This window comes from Spirillospora sp. NPDC046719 (assembly GCF_040645715.1).
Lineage (GTDB): Bacteria > Actinomycetota > Actinomycetes > Streptosporangiales > Streptosporangiaceae > Spirillospora.
On sequence record NZ_JBEYYT010000197.1, the window covers coordinates 1 to 16,670 of the forward strand.

Genomic DNA, 16,670 nt, shown 5'->3' on the forward strand with positions numbered 1-16,670 from the left:
GCCGCGAGGTTGGACGAGCCGGTCGGCGACGGGCTCGTCGTGGCGGTCGGGTGCGCCTGCTCCGGGGCGACGGCCTTGGCGGTCAGCCGGCGGATCAGCCCGAAGTCCGGGTTCCCGGAGTTGATCAGCGGCGGGACGAACTGCAGGCTGTTGATCTGCGCGCCGTCCTTGACCTTGCCGGACAGCTTGATCAGCGCGGGCAGCAGCTCCTGCGGGATGTCGGTGGACAGCGTTCGCTTCGCCGCGGCGGCGAGCTTGTCGAAGCTGGTCAGCACGGTCTGCGGGTCGGCCTGCTGCGCGATCGCCCGCATCAGGCACTTCTGCCGGCCCATCCGCACGTAGTCGTCGCTGTCGGTGCGGGACCGCCCGTACCAGAGCGCCTCCTTGCCCTTCAGCGTCCGGTAGCCGGGCTGCAGCACCTGGCCGTCGAGCCCGTACGGGATGGGCTGGGTGACCCTGATCTTGACGCCGCCCATCGCGTCCACGATGTCGGCGAAGCCGAACATGTCGACGAGGATGTAGTAGTCGACGCGCTGCCCGAGGATCCCGGCGATGGTGGCCTTCAGCAGCTCGGGGCCGCGGCGGTTCTTCGGGACGCCCGGCACCACGTCCGGGTGGTTCTCGGCGTACTCGTACACCTCGTTCAGCAGCCCCGGGTTCTCCGGGCCGTCGCCGGTGAAGCCGTACGGGAACCGGTCGCGCGCCGGGCCGGGCGGCATCTGGAACTTCTCCAGGTTGCGCGGCAGGCTCAGCAGCACCGTCTCGCCGGTCTTGGTGTCGACGCTGGCGAGCGTCATGCTGTCGGTGCGCACGCCGGTCCGGTCGGCCGCCGAGTCGCCGCCGAGCAGCAGGATGTTCACCCGCGGCTGCCCGTCCCACGGGTCCGAGGTGTCGATCTGCCGGCCGTTCTGGCTGCCGGTGCGGAAGATGCTCGTCAGCGCGTCCCGGTAGACGTAGGTGCTGTGCGCGCCCCACGCCACGGGCACCGCGACGGCGAAGCACATCACCGCGACGGCGGCGGCGCCGAGCGTCCGGGCGCTGATCGACTGCCCGGCGGGGCGCACCACCAGGTAGGAGCGGATCACCACGGCGACCCACACGACTCCGAGGACGACGATGCCGGCGGCCAGGCGCTGCAGCTCGTCCGGCCGTACGGCGAGGTGGACGAGGCTGGAGCGGTAGACGGTGACGGTGACCGCCAGGGCCGCCACCGCCACGACCCACAGGCCGAGCAGGAGCCCGCCGGCCACCCGGCGCCCCGCGGCGAGGTGCGCCACGCCCCAGACGAGCGCCGACGCCAGGGTCAGCGCCAGCGCGCGGGGGAGGCCCCCCGCGCCGTCCGAGGAACGGTCCACGTCATCTTCCGGGACGCGTCCGCCCGCCGATGGACTCGACATGTAACGCTCCGTCCCCCACCCATGGTGAATTAAGCCCCTGGCTCACATTATGGACGCGCAGAACCGGACAAAGGTTGCGTGGGAGTCGACCGCATGCGAGCGCGACGTCGATCAGTTGCAGCTCTCGATCAGGATAGGCAATCCGCTCGCGGGCCGGGCGGCCGGGACCGGGTCGCCGGGCTCCAGCGCCGCCAGAGCGCGCAGTGCGGGGTGGTCCGCGCGGGGCAGGGAGGGGCCGGCCGCCGCTGGTCGCAGGCTCGTGATCTCGGCTTTCTCGATCTTGGCGGCCAGCCCGGCGAGCGCCGGGAGCAGCCGGCGGGGCACGTCGGTGTTTACCGAATTGATGAGAACCCGGGCGAGTCGCTGGTATCGCTTCAGCACCGCCAATGGCCCGGTTTCCCGAAGATTTGCCCAAAAAGGACAGCCTTTCTTGGCAGGTGCGGCGCGTGAGGCCGTCCCGGCGAGTTCCCGGACCCCGCGCGCGTCCACCTTCACGTAGTAGGGGACGTCCAGCGCGAGCATGTGGGCGACCGTCCGCTTCAGCAGCTCGGCGCCGGGGTCCCGGACGGGCCTGCCGCCCGCGAGCAGCTCCGGATGCGCGGCGCCCTCGCGGTACACGTCGGCCAGCGGACGCCCCGGAGGGAACGGGACCGGCTCCGTGCCCGACCACACCGGGACGCGGCGCAGGCCGTCCAGGCTCAGCAGCGTCGTGGCGCCGGACCGGGCGTCGACCGCGGCCAGGGTGATGCCGCCGACGCGTTCGCGGGCCTGCGGCCCGCCGGGCTCGGCGCCGATGAGCAGCACGTTGAGGCGCGGCGCGGCCGGGCGCCGGGCCGCGTCCCGCGCCTCCCCGTGCCGGGCGGCGACCTGGACGGCGGCGGGCGCCACCGGCCCGTCCGCGAAGACCGTCCGGATCAGGTGCCGCTGCACGTAGCCGTACTGGGCGAGGCTCAGCGGCGGCACGATCACCAGCAGGCACAGCACCGAGACGGTGGTGCCCCCGGCCAGCCGCCACAGCGGCGAGAGCCCCTCCGGCGCCAGCACCGCGTACGAGTGGGCGATCAGCAGCGCCCACAGCGCCGCCAGGGCCACGCAGGCGGCCGCCAGGGCCAGCAGCCAGGACGGCCGCGCGGACAGCTCCAGGAACAGCGCCCGGTAGCGCCCGGCGGCGAGCGCCGCCGCGGTCAGCGCCGCCGCCTGCGCGCCGAGCAGCGCCCCGCCCAGCCGGACCCGCCCGGCCCGCAGATGCGCGATGCCCGGCACCACCGGCGACACGGCCGCGACCAGCAGCGCCTCGGCGAGCCGGACGGGCGCCGCGCGCCCGCCCGCCGGCCCCCGCCCGGCCCCGCCGGACGCGCCCGCCGGATCCCCGTCGACCATGCTGCCGCCCCCTCCGGGGCGGCGGACCCCGCATCCCCGCCCCGCACCAAGAGCGTGCAGGCCATCGGGGTGATCGGGGGGCCGTTCCGGGGCCGTGTCGCGTAAATCCGGCGCCGGGAGCCGGTCAGCGGCGGGTCACCAGCTGGTGGACAGCGGCATTCCCTCGGCGTAGCCGGACGCGCTCTGGATCCCGACCGTCGCCCGCTCGTGGAACTCCTCCAGGGTGCGCGCGCCCGCGTAGGTGCAGGAGCTGCGCAGCCCGGCCACGATCGAGTCGATCAGGTCCTCGACGCCGGGGCGCCGCGGGTCCAGGAACATCCGCGACGTGGAGATGCCCTCCTCGAACAGCGCCTTGCGGGCCCGGTCGAAGGGCGAGTCCTCGGCGGTGCGCAGCCGGACGGCCCGCGCCGACGCCATGCCGAAGCTCTCCTTGTACAGCCGGCCGTCGGCGGCCCGCTGCAGGTCGCCCGGCGACTCGAAGGTGCCGGCGAACCAGGAGCCCACCATCACGTTCGCCGCGCCCGCCGCGAGCGCGAGCGCGACGTCGCGCGGGTGCCGGACGCCGCCGTCCGCCCACACGTGCCGGCCGAGCCGGCGGGCCTCGGCGGCGCACTCCAGCACGGCGGAGAACTGCGGCCGCCCGACCCCGGTCATCATCCGGGTGGTGCACATCGCGCCCGGGCCCACGCCGACCTTGACGATGTCGGCGCCCGCCTCGATCAGGTCGCGGGTGCCCTCGGCGGTCACCACGTTGCCCGCCACCACCGGCACCGACGGGTCCAGGCCCCGCACCGCGGCCAGCGCGCCGATCATCTTCTCCTGGTGGCCGTGCGCGGTGTCCACCACGAGCAGGTCGGCGCCCGCCTCCAGCAGCGCCTTCGCCTTGCCCGCGACGTCCCCGTTCACGCCGACCGCCGCGGCGACGCGCAGGTGGCCCGCCGCGTCGACGGCGGGCTTGTAGAGGGTGGCGCGCAGCGCGCCCGTCCGGGTGAGCACGCCGGTGAGCCGGCCCTCGGCGTCCACCACGGGCGCGAGCCGGTGCCCGCGCTCGTGCAGCCGGTTGAACGCCTCGCGCGGGTCGACGCCGTGCGGCAGCGTCACCAGGTCCCGCGACATGATGTCGCGCAGCTGCGCGAACCGGTCGACGCTCTGGCAGTCGGCCTCCGTCACCACGCCGACCGGCCGGTCGTCCTCCACCACGATCACGGCGCCGTGCGCGCGCTTGGGCAGCAGCGCCAGCGCCTCGCCCGCGGTGCTGCCCGGGTCCAGCCGGATGGCGGTGTCCACCACCAGGTCGCGGCGCTTCACCCAGCCGATGACCTCCGAGACGACCTCGACGGGGATGTCCTGCGGGAGCACCGCGACGCCGCCCCGGCGGGCGACGGTCTCGGCCATCCGGCGGCCGGACACCGCCGTCATGTTCGCCACGACCAGCGGCACGGTGGTCCCGCTGCCGTCGATCGTGGAGAGGTCCACCTCCAGGCGGGACCCCACCGCCGAGCGGCGCGGGACCATGAAGACGTCGTTGTAGGTGAGATCGTGAGCGGAACGCTCACCGTTCAGCAGGTGCACGGCTGTACTACACACCAATCGCGGATCAGAGTGGCTGGGCCACCGTACATTGTGATCCATACCCGCGGGTGCTTCGGCCAAGCGCTCGCCCGGGGCCCCGCCGGGCCCGCCGGCGGGGCCCCGCAGGCCCGTGACCGGGGGTGATGGTCGTGTGTCCCCGGGGATCGTCCGGGTGATCTCCCGCGTTGTGTCCGCGCCCTTCCAGGCGTAACGGAAGTGTCTTCGCGGACGAGGCTGAAAAGCGTGCAACGTGAGGCTTGGCTCTCTGTAAAGTTACCTCTTGACGTAACTGCGCCCCCGATGCACTTTTCTTACATGTGCGTCACGCGGACGGCCGACCCGCCGTAGGGGCGCGCACATCAGAACACCGGGAGAAGGCGGAATGCAGGTCACGCACTCGAACCCGGTCAGCACCGTCCGTCCGCGCCGCGGGCCGCCCCGCCCGCTCCGTCCCCACGGGAGTGACCATCGCCACCCCGCGCGCCCGCCGCCCGCCCCCGCACGGGCCCGCGCGCGCCCGGGGGCCCGGCCGCGTTGCGCTCTCGGACCGGTCGGCGCGGCGTCGGAAACGGCGCCGCCCGGAACCCGGCGCCGACGCTTCGACGGTCGCCGGGCGGGGCGAACACGAGCAAGATCAATATTTGACGCCATACCGTCTTGAAATGGAATGATCTTGCAGTTGCCAGCAGAACGATTCATCACATGTCGAGGAGGACAGCCGTGCTGGATGCGGTCGACGCCGTGCTCGTCCGCGAGCTCCAGCGGGATGGCAGGGCGACGTTCCAGGCGCTCGCCGACCGTGTCGGGCTTTCCCGCACGGCCGTGCGGGCACGGGTGCAGAACCTTCTCGAGACCGGCGTCGTGCGCGTCGTCGGCATCGTGCACGCCGCCGTCGTCGGCGCGGAGGCGATCGGGCACGTCTCGGTCACCGTGGAGGGCTCGGCCCGGGAGGTCGCGGACGCCGTCGCCGGCCTCCCCGCGGTCAGCTTCGCCGCGCTGACCGCGGGCCCGCACGACCTGGTCGCGCAGGTCCGCACCCGCGACGACGCCGCGCTCGCGACCGAGGTGGACCGGCTGCGGTCCGTCCCCGGCGTGCGCTCGGCGGAGGTCTTCCGCTCGGTCTGCACCGTCCGCGACACCCACGCGGTGGTGCGGGAGCTCGGCGAGGTCACCCTCGACGACATCGACTGGCGGCTGCTCCAGGAGCTGCAGCGCGACGGGCGCGCCCCCTACACCCGGCTCGCCCACATCATCGGGCTGTCGCAGGCCGCCACCCGGGCCCGCGTCGTCCGGCTGATGCGCACCGGCGTCATCCAGGTCACCGGGCTCGCCGACCCCCTCGCCCTCGGCGCCGCCGAGCTCGGCGGGTTCGGGCTCCTGGTGACCGGCGGGCTCCGCAAGGCCGCCGAGGCGGTCGCCGAGCAGGACGGCGTCCGCTACCTGGCGACCGGGTTCGGCCGGTACGACATCGTCGGCCAGGCCGAGGCCGCCTCCCGCGCGGAGCTGGTCGCCGTCCTGGACGGGATCCGGTCCGTGCCCGGCGTGACGGTGCGGGAGTCCTGGCACCACCTGGACGTGGTGAAGGAGTCCTACGCCGTCGAACTCCCCGAGCGGCCCCTGAACGGGGCGTGAAGGAGAGCCGCCGAGGGCGCCGTTCCCGGCGCCCCGGCGGCGTCGACCGCGACCAGGGCAGCCGGCCGCGCCGCCCGGCCGGCCGGCCGCGTCAGTCGCGGCTGAGCGCGACCTCCTCGAGGTCCAGCTCGTGCAGGACCCGGTTCAGCACCTCGTCGTCGATCCGGCGGTCGTCGCGCATCTGCACGAACACCCGCCGCTCCGCCGCCAGCATCTCCCGCCGCAGCCGCCGGTAGGTGGCCGTCGGGACCTCCTCGCCCTCCGGGCCCGTCCCGCCGCCGAGCCGCTCCCACGCCCGCAGCTGCCGGTGCTCGGCCAGCTGCCGGAGCCGCCGCACGACCGCCTCGTCGAGCTCCTCGGCGGCGTTCAGCTCCTCCAGCCGGTCCAGTGCCGCCTTCGCCGCCGCGTGCTGCGCGCCCGCCTCCGCCACCGTGTCGGTGTAGCGCTCCCGCTCGCTGCCGATGCGCAGCATCCGGATCAGCGCCGGGAACGTCAGCCCCTGCACCAGCAGCGTCCCGAGCACGGTCGTGAAGGTGAAGAAGATGATCAGGTCGCGGCCGGGGAAGGGGGCGTGCGACGCCTCGAACGGGATCGCGAACGCCGCCGCGAGCGACACCACCCCGCGCATGCCCGCCCAGGACACGACGGTCGCGCCGCGCCACCCGACGTCCTCGCGAGTGCGCTGCCGGCGCGACACCAGCCGCGGCAGCCGGGACGCGGGGAAGACCCAGACGAACCGGGCCGCGACCGTCACCGCGAAGATCGCCACCGCCCACCAGGTCAGCTCCGGCCAGCCGTGCCCGGACACGCCGTCCACCACCGGCGGCAGCTGCAGCCCGATCAGCAGGAACACCACCGACTCCAGGACGAAGACGACGACCTTCCAGAACGAGTGCCCGATCAGCCGGGTCACCGGCGCCGACTCGGTGAACCGGTGGCCGAGGTAGATCCCGCTGACCACCACCGCGATCACGCCGGAGGCGTGCACGCTCTCGGCGATCAGGTACGCCGCGAACGGCGCGAGCACCGCCACCCCGTTCTCCACCAGCGGGTCGTTCATCCGGGTCCGCAGCCAGTGCAGCGGCGGCCCGAGCAGCAGCCCGACCGCCGCGCCCGCCACCGCCGCGAACAGGAACCGCCACACCCCGTCCGCGAGCGTGAAGCCCGCGCCCGTCGCCGCGATCACCGCGACGCGGAACGCGGTCAGCGCCGTCGCGTCGTTGAACAGGCTCTCCCCGACCAGCACCGTCACCATGCGGCGCGGCAGCCCGAGCCGCTGCGCCACGCTGACCGCCGCGACCGCGTCCGGCGGCGCGACGATCGCGCCCAGCACGAACGCCGCCGACAGGGGCAGCCCCGGGACGAGCGCATGGGCCGCGTACCCGACGGCGAACGTGGTGAACAGCACCAGCCCGACCGACAGCAGCCCGATCGACCAGGCGTTCTCCCGCATGTTGGCGTACGAGCTCTGCCACGCGGCCGAGAACAGCAGCGGCGGCAGGAAGACGTACAGGACGAACTCCGGGTTCAGCTCGAACTCCGGGACGCCCGGCACGAACGAGAACAGCAGCCCCGCGATCACCAGGACCAGCGGCGCCGGCGCCCCGCCGCGGCGCGCCGCCGCGGCCACCATCAGCGCGCCGACCGGCACGGCCAGCAGCCAGAGTGCGTGCGTCGTCTCCACGCGCAGATCATGGCACGGCCGACCGGTCACTCCGAACCCGGCGGCCGGGCGGCCGGGGAAGGGGCGTGATCAGCGGGGCTCGCGCCCGCGCGGCTCCCGCCCGTCGTCCTTCGCGAAGGCCAGGAAGTCGCGGGCGGACGGCGGGAGCCGCCGGTGCGCGTGCACCAGCCCGACCAGCCGGGTGATCGGCGGCATGAACGACCGGACGGCCAGGCCGTCGGTGTCCTCCAGCTGGTTGCGGTACCACAGCACCGAGCCGAGCCCGGCGCGCACCCAGCCCAGCCAGGCGGCCCGGTCGTCGGACTCCGCGACCGGCACCGGCTTCGCGCCGGTCCGCCGCAGCACCGCGTCGACCTCCGCGCGCCGGGCGCCGCCCCGGGCCGGCAGCACCAGCCGCATGCCGTCCAGCGCGGCGGGCGGCACCGGCTCGCGGACCCGCAGCGCCGGCGGCGAGACCAGCACCATCTCCCGCTGCTCGAACGGGTGCGCCGTCAGGTCGCCGGGGACCGGCAGGTCGGTGAGCGCGAGGTCGGCGCGCCCGGCCCGCAGCAGGGCGGCGACCTCCTCCCGGCCCGCGCACCGCACCACCCGGACCCGCACCGCCGGCTGCTCCCGGGCGAACCGGGGGAGCAGCCGCCCGGTCAGCTCCGGCTCCAGCGACGGCGTGGTGGCGACGCGGAGCTCGGCGCCGCGCCCGTCGGAGCGGGCCGCCGACATCCCCTCGATCGCGTCGACGGCGTCCAGCGCCGCCCGCGCCTCACGGACCACCCGCTCGCCGACGGGAGTGAGGACCACGCCCCGGCCGGAGCGCGCGAACAGCTCCACGCCGAGCTCCCGCTCCAGCTCGCGGACGGCGCGCGACAGCGCCGGCTGCGCGACATAGAGAGCCTGGGCCGCCGACGTCATCGTGCCGTGGTCGGCGGTCGCCACGACGTAGCGCAGCTGCCGCAGATTCATGCCACGACCGTATGACAACGAACCGCTCCGGTCCTGGACATAGCCGGAATCGGCCCGGAACGGCCGCGCGGTCACGACCGCGGCGGCGCCGCGTTCCGGTCGTCCGGCCCGGGAGAGCCGGCGGGGACGGCGTCCGGTTCGGGCTGGAGCTGCGGGGCGCCGACGGAGCAGTGCCGCCGGCACTCGGGTTCGACCTGCTCGCCGGTCGGCGCGCGCAGCGCGTCGCTGGACACGGTGAAGAACGTCAGGACGGCGCCCGCCGCCAGCAGCCCCGCGCAGGCCGTCATGGCGATGCGGAAGCCGTGCGAGAAGAGGGCGGGGTCGTTGTAGGCGTCGCCGGTCAGCCCGGCCAGCGGCGGGATCGCCGCGACCGCGAGCAGCCCGGCGGCCCGCGCGACCGCGTTGTTGACGCCGCTGGCCACGCCCGCGTGCCGGACGTCCGCCGTCGCCAGCACCGTCGCGGTCAGCGGCGCGACGACCGCGGCCAGCCCCAGCCCGAACACCACCACGGCGGGCAGCACGTCCCGCACGTAGGAGGAGTCCTTGTCGATCCGGCCGACCAGCAGCATCCCGAACGCGGCGACCACCAGCCCGGCGGTCATCGGCAGCCGCGGGCCGATCTTCTGCGCGAGCGCGCCCGCCCGCGCCGACAGCAGCAGCATCAGCGCCGTGACGGGCAGCAGCGCGGTGCCCGCCGCGATCGGCGAGAACCCGCCGACGACCTGGAGGTTCAGCACGAACAGGAAGAACAGCACGCCCATCCCGCCGTACATGATGAACGTGACGACGTTGACCGCGGAGAACTGGCGGGAGGCGAACACGTCCAGCGGCAGCATCGGCTGCGGCACCTCGCGCCCGCCTGGCCGGACCCGCCCGCCGAACAGCCGCCGGCCCCGCCCGCGCGCCCGCTCCAGCAGGACGAACCCGGCCGCCGCGGCGACGCCCGCCACGGCGGCGACGGCGATCACGGCGCTCGGCGTGCGGCCGGCCGGCGCCTCGGTCAGCGCGTACGTCGTCCCCGCCAGGGCGAGGGCGGCCAGCGCGGCGCCGGGCACGTCGAAGCGCCCGCGGGCGGCCGGATCGACGCTCTCGGGGACGTGCCGGGCGGCGACGAGCACCACGACCACCGCGAGCGGGACGTTGAGCAGGAACACCCACCGCCAGCCCGCCGCCTCCACCAGCCAGCCGCCCGCGAACGGCCCGACCGCCCCGGCGACGCCGCCGAGGCCCGACCAGGCGCCGACCGCGCGCGGCCGGTCGTCGGACGCGAACGACGCCTGGATGATCGCCAGCGAGCCGGGGGTGAGCAGCGCCCCGCCCATCCCCTGCAGCGCCCGCGAGAGCACCAGCATCTCGACGTTCAGCGCCATCCCGCACAGCACCGACGCCACCGCGAACCACACCACGCCGATCAGGAAGATCCGGCGGCGGCCGTACCGGTCGCCGAGCGACCCGCCGAGCAGGATGAACCCGGCGAGGGTGAGGGTGTAGGCGTTGACCGTCCACTGCAGCCCCGCCATGTCGGCGTGCAGGTCCCGCGCGAGTCTCGGCAGGGCCACGTTGACCACCGTCGAGTCGAGCATCGCCACGCTCGACCCGAGGACGGTCGCCAGCAGGATCCAGCGCCCCGGCGCCGTGCCCAACCGGACGTCCGGCATCAGCGCCTCCCGCCGGAGGACGCCCTCCCGCCCGGCTTCGCCGCCCGCATCACACGATCAGTTCGTCGGCGAAGCACCAGCGCCAGTCCTCGCCGGGCTCGAACGAGCGGACGATCGGGTGCCCCTCCTTCTGGTAGTGCGCGGTGGCGTGCCGCATGGGGGAGGAGTCGCAGCAGCCGACGTGCCCGCAGCTCAGGCAGAGCCGCAGGTGCACCCACCGGGTGCCCTGTTCCAGGCATTCCTGGCAGCCCTGCGGCGTGTTCGGCGCCGGATCCTCGAGCGGAATGGACTGCACGTGTTCACAAGTGGCCATACGGGCATCGTGCCACGCCCGCCGTCAACGGATCACCAGTGGTCGGGACTGAACGGCTCGTCCTCGGGGCGGGCGGACTCGGCGAGCAGCCGCAGGTCCGACTCGACCATCATGGTCACCAGGCCCTCGAAGTCCACCTCGGGCTCCCAGCCGAGCTGCTCGCGGGCCCGCTTCGGGTCGGCGCACAGCAGGTCGACCTCCGCCGGGCGGGTGTACCGGTCGTCCAGGACGACGTGGTCCTCCCAGTTCAGCCCGGCGGTGCGGAACGCGAACTCGACCAGCTCGCGCACCGACTGGGTCTGGCCCGTCCCGATCACGTAGTCCTCGGGGGAGTCCTGGGCGAGCATCATCCGCATCGCGCGGGCGTAGTCGCCGGCGTAGCCCCAGTCGCGGCGGGCATCGAGGTTGCCGAGCCGCAGCTCCTTGGCCAGGCCGAGCTTGATGCGGGCCGCGCCGAGCGACACCTTCCGCGTGACGAACTCGGCGCCGCGGCGCGGCGACTCGTGGTTGAACAGGATGCCGCTGACCGCGAACATCCCGTACGACTCGCGGTAGTTCTGCGTGATGTAGTGCCCGTAGCTCTTGGCGACGCCGTACGGGCTGCGCGGGTGGAAGGGCGTCTTCTCGTTCTGCGGGGTCTCCCGGACCATCCCGAACATCTCCGAGGACGACGCCTGGTAGAACCGGATCTGCTCGCTGCCGGGGGTGCGGGACGGGCTGATGCCCGAGACGACCCGGATGGCCTCCAGCATCCGCAGCACGCCCATGCCGGTCACCTCGGCGGTGAGCTCCGCCTGCTGCCATGACATCGGGACGTAGGAGATCGCGCCGAGGTTGTAGACCTCGTCGGGCCGGACCCGCTCGACCGCGGAGATCAGGCTGCCCTGGTCCAGCAGGTCGCCCGTGGTGATCTGGACGTCGCCGATGTGCTTGCGCAGCCGCGACACGTGCGGATTCGCCTGCCCCCGGACCAGGCCCCACACCTCGTACCCCAGCTCAAGCAGATGCTCGGCCAGGTACGAGCCGTCCTGTCCGGTGATGCCGGTGATGAGTGCTCGCCTGGACAGCGGATCCTCCATGGGCTGGTCGGTGCGACGCGGGGCCCACCGCGGGGCGAACCCGGGCGAGCGTGAAATATGAGGTTAGCGACCCGGTGGTGATGCTGACGAGGGAGGGCGCCGTTTGAACCGAATTTGCTTCAGGTTCGGTGTCCCGGCCCCGGCCGGCCGCCCGGGGAGGTCCTTCCGGGCGCCGTGCCGCATGGCGTCCGGCCCCCGCATGTGCCACGGTGTGGGGCATCATGACCTCTCCGGACGCCGCGCCGCTGCGGCTGAACGGGCGCGACCTCGGCCGCCACGCGATCATGGCCGTGGTGAACCGGACGCCCGACTCGTTCTTCGACAGGGGCGCCACCTACGGCTTCGAGGCCGCGCTGGACGCGGTGGACCGCGCCGTCGCGGACGGCGCCGACATCATCGACATCGGCGGTGTCAAGGCCGGCCCGGGCGAGGACGTCGGGGTCGCCGAGGAGCTGCGCCGGGTGGTGGACCTGGTCGCCGCCGTCCGGGACCGGCACCCCGGCGTGGTGATCAGCGTCGACACCTGGCGGGCGGAGGTCGGCGCGGCCGTCGCCGAGGCGGGCGCCGACCTGCTGAACGACACCTGGGGCGGCCCCGACCCGGAGCTGGCGGAGGTCGCCGCCGCGCACGGCGTCGGGCTGGTCTGCGCGCACGCCGGCGGGCTCGACCCGCGCACCCGGCCGCACCGGATCGGGTACGACGACGTGGTCGCGGACGTGATCGGGCACGTCACCGCCGAGGCCGAGCGGGCGCTCGCGCTCGGGGTGGCGCGGGAGGCGATCCTCATCGACCCCGCGCACGACTTCGGCAAGAACACCCGGCACTCGCTGGAGATCACCCGGCGGCTCGCGGAGCTGACCGCGACCGGCTGGCCGGTACTGGTCGCGGTGTCCAACAAGGACTTCATCGGGGAGGCCCTCGGACGTCCCGTCGACAGGCGCGGCGTCGGCACCATGGCCGTGCTGGGCGTCTCGGCGCTGCTGGGCGCCCGCGTCTTCCGCGTCCACGACGTGGCCGCCGCCCGCCGCGCCCTGGACGCCGTCGCCGCCATCGCCCCCGAGTAAGCGACCGAACGAACAGAAGGCGCCCTACGCGCGAAGAACGGTCCACCTCCCACGCAAGAGCGAGCGCCCCGGCCCCCGAGCGCGACGGCCCCGGCCCCCGCACGAGCGCGACGGCCCCGGCCCTCGCGCGAGCGCGCTATCTGAGCGGTGGGGGCGAAGCCGAAGGCGAGCCCCCACCGGGAAGCTCGCGAAGCGAGGTCGCGCTCGCCCAAGCACGGTCAAGGGCCGAGCCGCCAGGCGAGGCCCTTGGGCCGGGATTGCAGAAATTACAGCGCCGCTTCGCGCTGGCGGGCCCGGTAGGCGGCGACGTGCATGCGGTTGCCGCACGTCCGGCTGTCGCAGTAGCGGCGGCAGCGGTTGCGCGACAGGTCGACCAGCACGCGCGAGCAGTCGGGGGCCTCGCAGGTGCGCAGCCGGTCCAGCTCGCCGGCCGCCACCACGTACGCCAGCGCCATCCCGCAGTCGGCCGCCAGGTGCTCGCCCACCGGCGCGCCCGGCGCGAAGAAGTGGACGTGCCAGTCGTAGTCGTCGTGGTCGGTGAGGTGCGGGGTGGTGCGGACCTCGCCGACGATCTCGTTGATCAGCCGGACGGCGGTGGGCACGTCGCCGGTCCGGAACACCGCGTGGAACCGGTCGCGCAGCTCCAGCACCCGGGCCAGGTCGGCCTCGGTCAGCTCGCCGACGTCGCTGAACGCGCTGCGCCCGACGAACGCGCGCAGCCCCGGCAGCCCGCCGAGCTCCTCGGTGCCGGACGCGGCGGCGCCGGTGTTGATCAGGTCGACGACGACGGCGAGGGCGTGCTCGGTGTCATGGGTGAAGATCACTGTGGCTCCAGTCTCGGGGGACCGGGGTCGTACTGCTCCTGGGGGGCGACCCCCAGACCGCCCCGACGAGGGCAGGACGGTCGTGCGCCCGGCAGCGCCGCCGGGGCCGGAACGCGGCCCGGCCCCCACCATATGACGACCGGCGGCCCCGGTAGCGCCGACCCTGCCGGCACGGCGCAGCCGGTTCCGGCCCCACTGCCTGCGGGAACGTTCCATTTCGGGCCCGGCGCCGGCGGCGGTTCCGCCGCCGCGCGCGTACCGCGCCGCGATCCGGAGAGGATCACGGCGTGGAGGGGGACCGGCTGTTCATCGTCTTCCTGGTCGTCGCCGTCGTGGTGCTGGCGGCCCGGGCGCTCTCCGGGCGCCTGCGCCTGCCGGACGCCATCCTCCTGGTGCTGCTCGGGATGGCGGCCGGGTTCGTGCCCGGGCTGCCCGCCGTCGTCGCCCCGCCCGATCTGGTGCTGATGGGCTTCCTGCCGCCGCTGGTGTACCACGCCGCGTTCTTCACCGCCCCGCGCGAGGCCCGCGCCGACGCCGTGCCGATCGTCACGCTGGCGTTCGGGCTGACCACCGTCACCACCGGGGCCGTCGCCGCCACCGTGCACGCGCTCCTGCCCGGCCTCGGGTGGGCCGCCGCGCTGGCGTTCGGCGCCGCGGTCGCCCCCACCGACGCGGTCGCCGCGACGGCGGTCCTGCAGCGGCTCGGCGCGCCCGCCCGGCTGGTCACCATCCTGGAGGGCGAGAGCCTGATCAACGACGGCGTCGCGCTGACGATCTTCGGGCTCGCCATCGAGGCGATCGGCGTCGGGTTCGCGCCCGCGCACGGCGCCGTCCGGCTCGTCCAGGTGGTGCTCGGCGGCGTCGCCTACGGGCTGGTGCTCGGCGTGGTGATCCGCCGGATCCGGCGCCGCATCCAGGACCCCATCAGCCAGGTGATCGTGTCGCTGGTCACCCCGTACGCGGCGTTCATCCCGGCGGAGAACTTCGGCGCGTCCGGGGTGCTGGCGACGGTGGTGGCGGGCTTCTCCATCGGCACCCACGGCGAGGGCGTGCTGCAGCCCGCGTCCCGGCTGGCGGGCGACACGTTCTGGCGGATCCTCACCTTCCTGCTGGAGTCGGCGCTGTTCGTGCTGCTCGGCCTGGAGATCCGGGAGATCATCCGGCAGCCGGGCGGGCACACCTGGCACGAGGTGCTGCTGACCACGCTCGCGGTGTCGGCCGTCGTCATCGGCGTGCGGCTCGCCTGGGAGCTCGGCAACGGCCCGCTCGCCGGGCTGCTGCCGGGCGGGCGGCGGAGCCAGGAGGGGCTCGGGTGGCGGCAGCGGCTGGTGATCGGCCTCGGCGGGATGCGCGGCGCGATCTCGCTGGCGATCGCGCTGTCGCTGCCGGCCGCGGTCGGCCCCGACCGGGGCGTGCTGGTGCTGCTCACCGCCCTCGTCGTGCTGATCACCCTGGTCGGGCAGGCGCCGCTGCTGCCGCCGCTGCTGCGCGGCCTCGGGCTGATCGAGTCCGACAAGCGGCGGCTGGAGGTGATGACGGCGCGCCGGGCGGGGCTGCAGGCCGCCCTGACCCGGCTGGACGAGCTCACCGACGACGAGCAGGTCGACGACCAGACCGCCGAGGCGTTCCGGCAGATGCTGGAGCTGCGGCTGGAGCGCGTCCGCTACCTCATGGACGAGGAGGAGGCCGGCACCGAGGCGCCGCCGCCCAACAGCCGCAGGGTGCGCGCCGAGCTGGTCAGGGCGCAGCGCGCGAAGCTGACCGCGCTCTACCGCAAGGGCAGGATCGGTGCCGGCACGCTCCGCCAGATCAGCCGCGAGCTCGACTTCGAGGACCCGGTCGTCATCCGCCGCAGCCGCTCCTAGGGGCCGTCACGGCCTCAGCGGGCGTAGTGGGGGTCCGCCACGACGGGGTAGTAGGCGTCGGTGTGCTGCACGCGCATGGTGACGGCCGACCCCTCCAGCGTGTAGTCCGCCTTCACCTGGCGGAACATCGAGTCGCTGGCCCACGGGTTGTAGAGCCGCCCCACGGTCGCGCCGTAACGCAGGTGGACGACGTCGTAGCCGCCGGACGGCATCGCCTCCAGGGCCAGGCCGTCGGCGAGGGACACCGGGAAGCGGAACTCCGAGGGGGCGTCGGGTCCGTGGACGACCGTGAGCAGCCGCACGCCGTTGTCGGTCGTCTGCGCCACGATGTCGGTGTCGACGTCCACGCCGACGAACACCCGCAGGCTGGGCCGCAGCACCTGGGCGACCGTGTCGGCCGCCGCCACGTCGATGCCGATGTGGATCCGCTGCCCGTCCTTGGTCGGCACCCACACGCCGTCCCGCGCGCGCTGTCCCCAGGCGACGTCGGGGTTCTCCATCTCCTGGGGCTCGTTCTTCCCCCGGGCGACGAGAATCCTCGAGGCCGCGCTCATCGCGGCGGCAGCCCCGTCCCGTGCGTGCCTCATGGCGGGCCCCCTCGCCTTCTTCTTTCATCACATACCGTGATGTCACGCTTGTCCTGGGTTTCACCACGGGGGCGCCCTGCAGGAAGTCCTCGGCCTGCCGTGCCTGCCAACGGGCGGGTTCGCGGTGTTCGCCCCGTGCGTCGTTGGACCTTACACCACGCTTATACGTGCCGGACGGGCGCATATTGATCGTTCCTCTCCGTGCCCGGACCGCCACTTACCGCGCCCGGACGCGTCGCCGCCGGCCGGGCGCCGTTCGCCGGTAAATGCATTGCGAGCGGGGCGCGAAAAGTCGCATGATCGAACATGTCGGACGGAAGTGCGAAGGGGCGAGCCACCGGATAGGCGGCCGGTCTCCAAAACCGGCGGAAAGTGGGTTCGACTCCTACCGCCCCTGCTGAGCGCGATCGACGGGCCTGTGGTGCAACGGAAGCACACTTCTCTTGCAAGGAAGTGATCAGGGTTCGACTCCCTGCCGGTCCACGCGGTCCCGGCCGCCGCCGGACGCTCCCCCGTCCGCGCGAGGAGGGTTGGCCGAACGGTAAGGCAGCAGTTTCGAAAACTGACGTCGAGGTGAAACTCGAAGGGGTTCGACTCCCTTACCCTCCGCCATTCACGGGGACCGCCGCGGGCGGGATGGCCGAGCCCGGCCATCCCG

At 74.1% G+C, this 16,670-nt stretch carries 13 protein-coding genes and 3 tRNA genes; 6 read left to right on the plus strand and 10 right to left on the minus strand.

Annotation, left to right across the window (positions count from 1 at the left end):
- From ABZ914_RS28895 to ABZ914_RS28905, 3 genes are all read right to left on the minus strand, one after another.
- A partial coding sequence (locus ABZ914_RS28895) for an LCP family protein (RefSeq protein ID WP_500197034.1) occupies positions 1–1,397 on the minus strand: 1,397 nt, incomplete at its 3' end.
- Between the two features lie 111 nt (positions 1,398–1,508).
- Positions 1,509–2,777: a hypothetical protein gene (locus ABZ914_RS28900; RefSeq protein WP_500197035.1), complete on the minus strand. Its 1,269-nt coding sequence runs from the start codon at positions 2,775–2,777 to the stop codon at positions 1,509–1,511.
- A 135-nt stretch (positions 2,778–2,912) separates the two neighbouring features.
- A complete protein-coding gene (locus ABZ914_RS28905; protein ID WP_500197036.1) occupies positions 2,913–4,349 on the minus strand; it encodes a GuaB1 family IMP dehydrogenase-related protein in 1,437 nt (478 codons plus the stop codon).
- Positions 4,350–5,069: 720 nt separating this feature from the next.
- Here ABZ914_RS28905 and ABZ914_RS28910 point away from each other — a divergent pair.
- The gene (locus tag ABZ914_RS28910; protein WP_500197038.1) at positions 5,070–5,981 is read left to right on the plus strand and encodes an Lrp/AsnC family transcriptional regulator; all 912 of its coding nucleotides are present in this window, start codon (positions 5,070–5,072) and stop codon (positions 5,979–5,981) included.
- A gap of 91 nt (positions 5,982–6,072) precedes the next feature.
- On the opposite strand, the gene ABZ914_RS28915 is transcribed toward ABZ914_RS28910, so the two are convergent.
- From ABZ914_RS28915 to ABZ914_RS28935, 5 genes are all read right to left on the minus strand, one after another.
- The gene (locus ABZ914_RS28915) at positions 6,073–7,665 is read right to left on the minus strand and encodes a Na+/H+ antiporter (RefSeq protein ID WP_500197039.1); all 1,593 of its coding nucleotides are present in this window, start codon (positions 7,663–7,665) and stop codon (positions 6,073–6,075) included.
- A 69-nt stretch (positions 7,666–7,734) separates the two neighbouring features.
- Positions 7,735–8,622: a LysR family transcriptional regulator gene (locus ABZ914_RS28920; protein ID WP_500197040.1), complete on the minus strand. Its 888-nt coding sequence runs from the start codon at positions 8,620–8,622 to the stop codon at positions 7,735–7,737.
- 71 nt (positions 8,623–8,693) lie between these two features.
- Complete coding sequence (locus ABZ914_RS28925; RefSeq protein WP_500197041.1) at positions 8,694–10,280, minus strand: MFS transporter; 1,587 nt, start codon at positions 10,278–10,280, stop codon at positions 8,694–8,696.
- Positions 10,281–10,329: 49 nt separating this feature from the next.
- The gene (locus ABZ914_RS28930) at positions 10,330–10,593 is read right to left on the minus strand and encodes a ubiquitin carboxyl-terminal hydrolase 14 (protein WP_190854382.1); all 264 of its coding nucleotides are present in this window, start codon (positions 10,591–10,593) and stop codon (positions 10,330–10,332) included.
- Between the two features lie 32 nt (positions 10,594–10,625).
- A complete protein-coding gene (locus ABZ914_RS28935; RefSeq protein WP_500197048.1) occupies positions 10,626–11,660 on the minus strand; it encodes a GDP-mannose 4,6-dehydratase in 1,035 nt (344 codons plus the stop codon).
- Positions 11,661–11,893: 233 nt separating this feature from the next.
- Here ABZ914_RS28935 and folP point away from each other — a divergent pair, with 233 nt between their 5' ends.
- Positions 11,894–12,736: a dihydropteroate synthase gene (folP, locus tag ABZ914_RS28940; protein WP_500197043.1), complete on the plus strand. Its 843-nt coding sequence runs from the start codon at positions 11,894–11,896 to the stop codon at positions 12,734–12,736.
- A gap of 266 nt (positions 12,737–13,002) precedes the next feature.
- Here folP and ABZ914_RS28945 read toward each other — a convergent pair whose 3' ends face one another.
- Entirely contained in the window at positions 13,003–13,560 is a 558-nt protein-coding gene (locus ABZ914_RS28945; protein ID WP_387032003.1) for a CGNR zinc finger domain-containing protein, read from the minus strand.
- Positions 13,561–13,847: 287 nt separating this feature from the next.
- Between ABZ914_RS28945 and ABZ914_RS28950 the strand changes: the two genes are divergently transcribed.
- Positions 13,848–15,425, plus strand: coding sequence for a Na+/H+ antiporter (locus ABZ914_RS28950; RefSeq protein WP_500197046.1), 1,578 nt, complete (start codon positions 13,848–13,850; stop codon positions 15,423–15,425).
- 14 nt (positions 15,426–15,439) lie between these two features.
- Here the strand turns inward: ABZ914_RS28950 and ABZ914_RS28955 are convergent, their stop codons facing one another.
- On the minus strand, positions 15,440–16,012 hold the full coding sequence (locus ABZ914_RS28955; RefSeq protein WP_190854373.1) for a hypothetical protein: 573 nt from the start codon (positions 16,010–16,012) through the stop codon (positions 15,440–15,442).
- A 325-nt stretch (positions 16,013–16,337) separates the two neighbouring features.
- Between ABZ914_RS28955 and ABZ914_RS28960 the strand changes: the two genes are divergently transcribed.
- The 3 genes from ABZ914_RS28960 to ABZ914_RS28970 all read left to right on the plus strand — a co-directional run bounded on the left by ABZ914_RS28960 (position 16,338) and on the right by ABZ914_RS28970 (position 16,624).
- A tRNA-Trp gene (locus ABZ914_RS28960) sits at positions 16,338–16,409 on the plus strand.
- Positions 16,410–16,424: 15 nt separating this feature from the next.
- Positions 16,425–16,495 (plus strand) — tRNA-Ala (locus tag ABZ914_RS28965).
- A gap of 41 nt (positions 16,496–16,536) precedes the next feature.
- Positions 16,537–16,624: transfer RNA gene (locus tag ABZ914_RS28970), tRNA-Ser, on the plus strand.
- The last annotated feature ends 46 nt before the right edge of the window (positions 16,625–16,670 follow it).

What these genes read in the sequence shown, in the direction of transcription:
- ABZ914_RS28930 (WP_190854382.1), bottom strand. Translation starts at nt 10,593, where the DNA reads ATGGCCACTTGTGAACACGTGCAGTCCATTCCGCTCGAGGATCCGGCG.
- ABZ914_RS28920 (WP_500197040.1), bottom strand. Translation starts at nt 8,622, where the DNA reads ATGAATCTGCGGCAGCTGCGCTACGTCGTGGCGACCGCCGACCACGGC.
- ABZ914_RS28900 (WP_500197035.1), bottom strand. Translation starts at nt 2,777, where the DNA reads ATGGTCGACGGGGATCCGGCGGGCGCGTCCGGCGGGGCCGGGCGGGGG.
- ABZ914_RS28925 (WP_500197041.1), bottom strand. Translation starts at nt 10,280, where the DNA reads ATGCCGGACGTCCGGTTGGGCACGGCGCCGGGGCGCTGGATCCTGCTG.
- folP (WP_500197043.1), top strand. Translation starts at nt 11,894, where the DNA reads ATGACCTCTCCGGACGCCGCGCCGCTGCGGCTGAACGGGCGCGACCTC.
- ABZ914_RS28955 (WP_190854373.1), bottom strand. Translation starts at nt 16,012, where the DNA reads ATGAGGCACGCACGGGACGGGGCTGCCGCCGCGATGAGCGCGGCCTCG.